The 6,450-nt window shown below is 38.3% G+C and carries 5 protein-coding genes and 4 pseudogenes; 4 read left to right on the top strand and 5 right to left on the bottom strand.

Going from position 1 to position 6,450, the window contains the following annotated elements:
• Positions 1-193, bottom strand: a 193-nt coding sequence (locus QUA53_RS29405) for a helix-turn-helix domain-containing protein (RefSeq protein ID WP_445305252.1), incomplete at its 3' end; no start/stop codon positions are given.
• Positions 194-433: 240 nt separating this feature from the next.
• On the opposite strand from QUA53_RS29405, the gene QUA53_RS28350 reads away from it, so the two are divergent.
• Positions 434-592: a type I restriction-modification system subunit M N-terminal domain-containing protein gene (locus tag QUA53_RS28350; RefSeq protein ID WP_333101111.1), complete on the top strand. Its 159-nt coding sequence runs from the start codon at positions 434-436 to the stop codon at positions 590-592.
• Here the strand turns inward: QUA53_RS28350 and QUA53_RS28345 are convergent.
• Positions 581-1,654 (bottom strand): annotated as a pseudogene (locus QUA53_RS28345) (IS630 family transposase). The gene QUA53_RS28350 and the pseudogene QUA53_RS28345 sit on opposite strands and share 12 nt — an antisense overlap.
• Before the next feature lie 66 nt (positions 1,655-1,720).
• Here QUA53_RS28345 and QUA53_RS28340 point away from each other — a divergent pair.
• Positions 1,721-2,299 (top strand): N-6 DNA methylase, encoded by a 579-nt coding sequence (locus QUA53_RS28340; RefSeq protein ID WP_333101113.1) that lies wholly within the window; start codon positions 1,721-1,723, stop codon positions 2,297-2,299.
• A 179-nt stretch (positions 2,300-2,478) separates the two neighbouring features.
• Here the strand turns inward: QUA53_RS28340 and QUA53_RS28335 are convergent, their stop codons facing one another.
• The gene (locus tag QUA53_RS28335) at positions 2,479-2,661 is read right to left on the bottom strand and encodes a hypothetical protein (RefSeq protein WP_333101115.1); all 183 of its coding nucleotides are present in this window, start codon (positions 2,659-2,661) and stop codon (positions 2,479-2,481) included.
• A gap of 156 nt (positions 2,662-2,817) precedes the next feature.
• Between QUA53_RS28335 and QUA53_RS28330 the strand changes: the two are divergent.
• A pseudogene (locus QUA53_RS28330) lies at positions 2,818-3,093 on the top strand (transposase domain-containing protein); the annotation flags it as partial.
• A gap of 27 nt (positions 3,094-3,120) precedes the next feature.
• Here QUA53_RS28330 and QUA53_RS28325 read toward each other — a convergent pair.
• Positions 3,121-4,366: pseudogene (locus tag QUA53_RS28325) on the bottom strand (ISL3 family transposase).
• Between the two features lie 168 nt (positions 4,367-4,534).
• Between QUA53_RS28325 and QUA53_RS28320 the strand changes: the two are divergent.
• Positions 4,535-5,427: pseudogene (locus QUA53_RS28320) on the top strand (IS4 family transposase); the annotation flags it as partial.
• 172 nt (positions 5,428-5,599) lie between these two features.
• Here the strand turns inward: QUA53_RS28320 and QUA53_RS28315 are convergent.
• The gene (locus QUA53_RS28315) at positions 5,600-5,947 is read right to left on the bottom strand and encodes a hypothetical protein (protein ID WP_333101118.1); all 348 of its coding nucleotides are present in this window, start codon (positions 5,945-5,947) and stop codon (positions 5,600-5,602) included.
• Positions 5,948-6,450 lie beyond the last annotated feature (503 nt).

The raw sequence follows: 6,450 nt of genomic DNA, 5'->3' as shown, positions 1-6,450 counted from the left end.
ATTCCCACCGATTGAACCAGTTATAGAGTGTCTTATAACTTATTTGAAAAATATTCATTAACTCTCCTTTTTTTACTCCTTGCGAAGCTAATATGAGGCAATGTGCTCGTTGACGTACATGATGATGTCGGCTTTGGCGATGAATTCGTTGTAGCAATTTAGACGAAAGAGGGTTTATTTCTCTGATAAACATCATATGAAACTGTAATTAACTCATAATTTTGCCGCAAATATCATTATACTATGTATTTGTGTAATTAATTCTGTCTGACTACTTAATCGCTTGAACTAAGCCAGAATCTCTCAATCCTGAGCTGGTTGCAATTGTTCGTCATTCGGGCGCGATCGCGTAAAATAAGAGCTTGTACGAGGCGGTGCTGTTTGTTGCCGAAGACGAGAGAATCAATCAAGGACGTGGGAATTTAACGCGAAGATGCCAGCAAACTACACCAAACTCGAAAAACGCCTTTGGGAAGCAGCCGATGAACTCAGGGCTAATTCTAAACTCAAGCCTTCGGAATATTCCGTACCCGTTCTCGGGTTGGTTTTTTTGCTGTACGCTAACTATAATACCATTTTTTTAAAGATGTGATAGAGATAAAGAATGTAAAATCCAAGACCACCCGGTGAGAAAACCAATGACGAGATCGGTGAAAGATGCCAAAATTTCCTGGACTTTTGTGCGGAGCTCGTCAAGATTACTAAACACCGACTTTCGCTAAAAAATCTTTGAGATATTCCCACACTCTTTCTGTGGGATTTACTTCAGGACAAGCCGGAGGCTGAAATAGTAAAATTATATTGTCTGGTAATTCAGATGAGCTTAAATTATGAGCGGGTGCGTTATCTACTTGAATGATGTATAATTCATGAGGATATTGGATTGACAAAAGTTGTAAATATGCTTCAAAACTAACTTTGTCTAAATGCGAAAACTCCCAAAAAAAACTTTTTACGCTCTGCGCTCGATACTGCCCCATACAGCCAAAAACACTCAAATTTCCATTGATGCTTCCCGACGGGCTTTACACCTGAAAGCGTCAGCTTGCGCCGACGAATTGTATGCAGCCCTATCCGCGTTTCATCACGCTCACCAATAAGTGACTTTTTTATATTTGTTTACTTGAGGTAAAGCTTTGTGTAGTAAAGCTTTTATCTGTTGATGCAAGTTATTTTTGAATTCCTTAATCGCCGTAGATTTCTGAGAAATACTGCGAGGCCTGGGAATTTTTAATTTACTTTTTAATTCCCCTCTTACTAAAGAATATACAGCCGGGTAACTACTGGCTATTCCTTTAATCAACCAGAGCCAAAGATGAACTTCTTTATAACTCTTAAATCCTTCGGGGTCTCTCAACTCTTGTTGCAAGGTCGCTGCTATTTCACCTGAGAACTTTTTTGGGCGACCGAAAACCTGCCTATTTTCTAACAAATTTTCCAGACCGCCCTTTCTATATTGGGAGAGCCAGCGATGAATCGTAGCCTCACTTTTACCTAAAACTGCGGATACTTCCCGCACAGTTTCTACTTGTTTTGACTGAAATAAATAAAGCATTTGAACTTTGTTATAAGCTAGTATTCTTTTTTGCTGTTTGAGGATTTCTCGTAAATTTTCTACAGATTCGGTAATCTTTATATGAGGACGACCAGACATTGTAATTATCTCCTTTACTTTTTATACAATTCTATCACATCTTTAAAAAAATGGTATAAGTTTGGCTTGGTTTCACAGGAAATTGCAGCGGGAAGCAGCAGGCGGCGCACGGTGGGTAAGACAGATTACCAGGCAAAAGGCGCGCTTTATTTGCCGGAAACTTCGCGTTTTGATTATTTAATTGATAGCCCGGAAGCAGAGGATATTGGCGGGGCGATTAATGCGGCTATGAAGGCGAGCGCGGATGAGAATGAGGAACTCGGCGGGGCTTTGCCTAGAAATTACAACAGCTTGGAAAAACCGATTTTGCGGGAGTTGTTGAAAATCTTAAATCGGATTTCCCGAAAGAATATTACTGAGGATGCGTTTGGGGAAATTTATCAGTATTTCCTGGGGAATTTTGCTCAGAAAGAAGGGCACAAAGGCGGAGAGTTTTTTACTCCAATTTCACTGGTTAAACTGATTGTGGAAGTGATAGAGCCGAATTGCGGGCGAATTTTAGACCCGGCCTGCGGTGCGGTGGGAATGCTGGTGCAGAGTGCAATTCGGGTGAGGAATAAGTTAGGATTTGACCCGAATAAAGTAATTAGTGTTTACGGTCAGGAAAAGGTAGAAAGAACCTGGGGGGGTGACAAAGAGGCCTAGGAGATAGACCGAATCAGGATTGCAGCCCGCATACCTTGTTGATAAAAGCGGCGTTTAGAAGGAGTTAACTTCATTAACTGTTCCACTTCCAAAGAATATTGTTCTAGATAATTTACCCACTTTTCTCCATCTAAGTCGACACCAAATTTACTCCGTCTTTGATATCTTTTTTTATGCTCTTAACGCCGAAATACATATTTCTCTACCTGCTTTTTCCGAAGAGATATACCTTCAAATATTGCCAAACTATAGGCGATTGTCATCAGCAGAATTATGTTAATCAGTCGGTTGCCTTTTAAGCTAGTTCCTTCCTGATCGTAGCCGACTGTTTTACAATCTCGAAACCTTTCTTCGATACCCATACGTTGCTTATAAGTCAATACGGTTCAGTTAAGGCTAAAACCGTTGTAAACTAGGTATTATATCCAAAAAGGGAGAGCAAGTTGGCGTGCATCTCAAAGAATTCTCACTTTTTATCTCCCAAAATCCAAAGCACGGAGATATTCCAAGCAATAGAAATGGCAATTCCAGCCACTGCAATCGAACAGGCGATTACTAAAACGAAGGTTGAAGAGAAACGTTATCGTGCTTTACCAGCACAACTGGTAGTGTGTCTGGTAATCGCCATAAGCCTGTGGTCTAAAGATTCAATGCGGGAGGTACTAAAAAATTTGATTGATGGTCTTAATGAAGGGTGGATAAAAAAAATTGGTAAATATTGGCGGTTTCCATGTAAATCGGCAATTACTCAAGCCAGACAAAGATTAGGAGCAGGCGTGATGAGACAGTTGTTTCGGTTCTTCCTTACTTGGTATGCCAAACTAACAATTAAAATGCCAAGTAAGTAAACATCTATTTTTGTAGTTTTCAAAATTCCTAAAGCCATATGCAGAACGTTTTATTAACTTAAGCTTGTTGTTAATACCTTCAACAATACCACTTGTTGTACTATTATCAAAGTAAGCAATTATCTCGTCCAACCAATTAGTAATAGTTTCACAGTATCGGGAAAATATTGTTTAGCTCTTTTCTGCCAGATACCAATTCTCAACAATGCCCTCAACCAATTTTTTTTTTATTTTCAAATATTTGTCGGAATTTTTCTTTTAATTTATGCATCTCTGCCAGATTTGGACACACTTTTTTAACCTCCATTAATTTGATAGTTTGCTTTTCATTTAAATTCTGTTTATTCTTTAATAAAGAATATTTACTATCGTTTAGTCCCTCTAATATTTCTTGATATTCTGCTGCTTTTTTTGACAATCTTGAGGTTTTCTTTAAATTTATTACTTGCCTGATTTCGCGCTTTATTTGTGTATCTAACTCCTGGTTAACTTGTACCATTACATGAAATCTGTCCGCTACTACTTGAACATTTGGCATAAGTTTTTTTACTAAGGTTTTGTAACCTTTCCACAAGTCTATACTTACTTCTTCTATTTGTTCTAAAACCTGTGAACCCCATGAATTAAGGACTGGCTCGATTGCTGCTTGTGTTCTTCCGGGGACGATTGTAATTAATTTAGATGTTTCTAAATCTATTAATACGGCACAGTAATTTCCTTGACCTTTAATTAACGCTATTTCATCAATTCCTAGCTTTTTTAATCCTGATGGTTGTGACGAGAATTCTCGTGAGGCATCTGACAACATTCTTTCTATTTCTTCTGTTGTTACTACTCCTTGTTTTGCTACACTCTGGATATCACTTGATAAAACCGATTTGATAATTGTATTTGCTAATCGTTTTGTATAAGTTCTTCGGTTGTTTACAAAGTCAAATTTTTCGCTAAATGGTTTGCCACATTTTTTACATTTAAACTGTCGTCTGTTTATTTCTAAAAATACTGATGTTTCTCCCCAGGATAAATCTTTTACTAAGTATCGATGATTTTGATGTAATCTATTACTTTTGATCCCGCAATGATGACAATAACTTTCTTTAGGGATTGACTCCACCTGTAATATTATTCCAATTCCCGGTAGTTGATTCATTTTAGTTACTTTAATTCCTTGTAGATTCAGGAGTTCTGTTAGAACTTTAGTACCTTTTTTTGTGTTCATGACTGTAATTTGCTCCCAAAAATCAAGAGTGAATATTGATAGTTAACAATTAAACTAGCCCCAATGTCAAGCCTGACAAGGACTTGATTGATATTTTGACATATTTTTTCAATTTATTTGACTGATTTAGCTAGCTATTGATTTAGCATACCAAGTAAGGAAGAACCGTTGTTTCATTCTTTAGTGCGACCAAGGGCTACAGTTGAAACAGTAGGAGCTTTTATCAACGAACTCAGAGTCGTAGTGATAGATGGAACCTGCTTATATATCCCCTCTGGGTGATGAAAATGCCCGGGTTTTTGGTCGTCCGGGAAGTCCTCCAGGTACAACAGCAGCGTTTCCGAAAGCTAGATTAGTTATTTTATTAGAGGCAGGAACACATTTAATATTTGATGCCTTAATGTGTCCATATAAAATGGGAGAAAGAGTAAGAGAGTTAAAATTGTTACGCTCAGTGGCAGAGGGAATGTTATTGATGTGGGATAGAGGTTTACATTTTTACGCGATGGTAGAAGCCACAATCAGCAAAGGTTGTGAGTATTTGGGTCGAATTCCATCAAATGTTAAATTATTAAACGAAACACAATTAAATGATGGTTCATACTTGAGTTTGATTTATCGATCCGGCAAGTTAAGAAAAAAAGGATTTAAGCCAATACAGGTAAGAGTAATCGAGTACATAATTGAGGCTCCCAAACACCCAGTTACACAAATTAGATATCGTTTAATTACGAGCTTGTTGGACGCTGAAAATTTCCAGCCCAGTCACTTGCTTGTGAATATCATCAACGTTGGGAAGTCGAGAATACTATTGATGAACTCAAAGTGCATTTATTGGGACAAAAAACTCATATTCGTTCTCAAAGACCGACAGAAGTGGTACAAGAAATTTATGGTTTGCTACTAGGACATTAGGCGGTAAGATCATTGATTTTTCAAGCAGCAAGCAGTGCAGGTGTTTCACCATTGCGTCTTTCTTTTACTGGAACATTACGAGTTATTCGTCGTGCACGGCGCCAAAATTCCAGCGGTTACAACCACAAGAACTTCCCTTTTTTTAAATTGGTTAACTTGGGAGATATTTGACCAACTTCTACCTGAAAGGGTTCGTAGAAACAACCCAAGAGTTGTAAAAAAGCCTGTTTCAAAATTTCGATCTAAACAAGTTAAACACAGAGGTACTGGAATAATAATGAATCCTCCTGTATTTATTGTTTTAAGCACTGCATAGCCTTAACTGAACCGTATTGGCTTATAAGTATCGTGAAGCGAAGCTATCCCGTAGGGAATCGCTGCCTGCAATGAACCTAAATCTGTCAGAATAAACCACGCTTCATCAACCTTCCACGCCCCATAGTTTCTTTTCCACTTACAAGCAACATCAAATCCAGTAGCAGCCTGAGTTTTTCTCACTCTTTTACCTGGAAAATATAAAGAGGTTCCCGGCACTATTCCTAATTCATCTAATTGCTGCCAAACTAAATGGTCTGTTTCAATACAATGATTCTTCTTCAGTCTTGAGCAAAAAGACACACCCTTTTGCTTCAGCCAGAATCCTTGGGTCAATCGAACAAAATTCACGGTCTCCTAAAACAATGACTTTATATTCTCAAAATAATGGTACAACTTGCTGTAGATTTGTCGGAGAGTTCCTCGAAGTTGCTGCGGCCCAATTTGGGTAACAATGACCAGTATAATGGAATTGCTCTTCGCTCCCAGATTAAGCTAACCATGAACAAATTAATACAGCCCCATTGGCTGCGGCGATCTATTGCAATTGATTAGCAAGTACCAACACGGCAATAAGTTGTCAACCAATAAGTAATTAATGGGAACCAAATTAATTCAATCGTTAAGTGAGGTAAGTCTAAAAACATTTGTAATTTACGTCGCAGACTTTCGGCTGTAATTAGATAGGGAAATAAGGAGGGAGAGCCTCTCTAATCTCACTTGTTTTTCTGATTAGACCCTGACGGGGTGACAACCCCGTCAAAAGCCTTACGTATCGCGGTTTGAGACGTTTTGTGGTCAAAAAAAATGGGCGACGGTTCTCAACAACCCCCATAATAGTTAAAATGCTTCCT

The sequence above is a fragment of the Microcoleus sp. Pol12B3 genome, from assembly GCF_036701355.1.
Lineage (GTDB): Bacteria > Cyanobacteriota > Cyanobacteriia > Cyanobacteriales > Microcoleaceae > Microcoleus.
The sequence above is the reverse complement of the archived record's forward strand: the minus strand, read 5'-3'. Positions and strand labels throughout refer to the sequence as shown.